Origin of the sequence: Kitasatospora sp. NPDC091257 (genome assembly GCF_044757675.1) — a bacterium.
Taxonomy (GTDB): domain Bacteria; phylum Actinomycetota; class Actinomycetes; order Streptomycetales; family Streptomycetaceae; genus Kitasatospora; species Kitasatospora lactacystinica.
Genome location: NZ_JBIVVI010001512.1, coordinates 1 through 1,837 on the forward strand (window position 1 = coordinate 1; position 1,837 = coordinate 1,837).

A 1,837-nucleotide genomic window follows, 5' to 3' on the forward strand; every position below is an offset into this window, starting at 1 on the left:
GGTAGAACAACCCGTATGACTTCTCGGACGGACTCCCCCACCCCGCTGGACCGCGCCCGCGCCCTGCTGCGCACCGCCCCCGTGGTGGACGGCCACAACGACCTCCCCTGGGCGATGCGCGAGCAGGCCGGATACGACCTCGGCGCGCTCGACCTCGCCGCCGACCAGAGCGACCGCCTGCACACCGACCTCGCCCGCCTCGCGGAGGGCGGGGTCGGCGCGCAGTTCTGGTCCGTCTACGTCCCCTCCTCGCTGGCCGGCGACCACGCCGTGAGCGCCACCCTGGAACAGATCGACTTCGTCCACGCCCTGGTCGAGCGCTACCCGGACCGGCTGCGCCTGGCCCGTACCGCCGCGGACATCGAGGCCGCCCGCGCCGAGGGCCGGATCGCCTCCCTGATGGGTGCCGAGGGCGGCCACTCCATCGACTGCTCGCTGGCCACCCTGCGCGCCCTGTACGAGCTGGGCGTGCGCTACCTGACGCTCACCCACAACGACAACGTGCCGTGGGCGGACTCCGCGACCGACAAGCCGGTGGCCGGCGGGCTGACCCGGTTCGGCGAGGAGGTCGTCCGGGAGATGAACCGGCTCGGCATGCTGGTCGACCTCTCGCACGTCTCCGCCGACACCATGCGCGACGCCCTGCGGGTGACCGAGGCACCGGTCGTCTTCTCGCACTCCTCCTCGCGCGCGGTCTGCGACCACCCGCGCAACATCCCGGACGACGTGCTCGCCCAGCTGCCCGCCAACGGCGGCGTGGCGATGGCGACCTTCGTGCCCAAGTTCATCCTGCCCGCCGCCATCGACTGGACCAGGGCCGCCGACGAGAACATGCGCGCCCACGGCTTCCACCCGCTGGACACCACCCAGCCGGCCATGGAGCGCCAGCGCGCCTTCGAGGCCGCCAACCCGCGCCCGATCGCCACCCCGGCCACCGTCGCCGACCACCTCGACCACATGCGCGAGGTGGCCGGCATCGACCACATCGGCATCGGCGGCGACTTCGACGGCACCGCCTTCCTGCCGGACGGCCTGGACTCCGTGGCCGGCTACCCCAACCTGGTCGCCGAACTCCTCGGCCGCCACTGGTCGGAGGCCGACCTGGCCAAGCTCACCTGGCACAACGCCGTGCGCGTCCTGCGCGACGCCGAATCGGCGGCCGCCGGGCTGCGCGCGGGCCGCCGCCCGTCCATCGCCACCATTGCGCAGCTGGACGGTTCTGCGGCCTAGAGTCGCGGAATCTCGATGGCCGGGCACCTGTCCATCACCATGGCGAGCCCGGCCGCCCGGGTCCGCCCGTAGGCGGCCTCGTCGACGACACCCAGCTGGAACCAGACCGCCCTCGCCCCGGCGGCCACCGCCTGGTCGGCCACCTCCCCGGCCAGGGCGCTGTTCACGAACACGTCCACCACGTCGACCGGGAACGGCACCTCGGCGAGCGAGGCGTAGCCCTGCTCGCCGAGGACCGGCTCGGCCTTCGGGTGCACGGGCACGATCCGCTTGCCGTACTCCTGGAGCACCCTGGCCACCCCGTACGCGGCGCGGGCGGTGTTGGTGGACAGGCCCACCACCGCCCAGGTGTCGCCGGTGCGGGTGAGGATCTCGCGGACCGCCGCTTCGTCGCCGTAGCTCGTCATGCCGGTGGGAACGCCGGGCGGCCGTGCGGGATTCCTGGGCTCACAGGCCGAAGGCCCGGAGGCTGACCCGGGCGGTTTCGGCGTCCTCGTAGGCGACCTCCAGCCGGACGACCGCGGCCTGCCCGCTCGGGTGGGCGCCGGCCGCCTGGTCGTCGTTGCTGAACCGCAGCCCGGAGGAGGGGGAGGTTTCCTGCCGCACC

At 73.6% G+C, this 1,837-nt stretch carries 2 protein-coding genes; one reads left to right on the forward strand and one right to left on the reverse strand.

Going from position 1 to position 1,837, the window contains the following annotated elements; all coding sequences use genetic code 11:
• Positions 1-15: 15 nt before the first annotated feature.
• Positions 16-1,230, forward strand: coding sequence for a dipeptidase (locus tag ACIQOV_RS39815; RefSeq protein ID WP_401055810.1), 1,215 nt, complete (start codon positions 16-18; stop codon positions 1,228-1,230).
• On the opposite strand, the gene ACIQOV_RS39820 is transcribed toward ACIQOV_RS39815, so the two are convergent.
• Complete coding sequence (locus ACIQOV_RS39820) at positions 1,227-1,637, reverse strand: CoA-binding protein (RefSeq protein WP_401055812.1); 411 nt, start codon at positions 1,635-1,637, stop codon at positions 1,227-1,229. The genes ACIQOV_RS39815 and ACIQOV_RS39820 overlap by 4 nt on opposite strands.
• Positions 1,638-1,837 lie beyond the last annotated feature (200 nt).

Coding starts and splice junctions, on each gene's coding strand:
- ACIQOV_RS39815 (WP_401055810.1), top strand. CDS start 16: ATGACTTCTCGGACGGACTCCCCCACCCCGCTGGACCGCGCCCGCGCC.
- ACIQOV_RS39820 (WP_401055812.1), bottom strand. CDS start 1,637: ATGACGAGCTACGGCGACGAAGCGGCGGTCCGCGAGATCCTCACCCGC.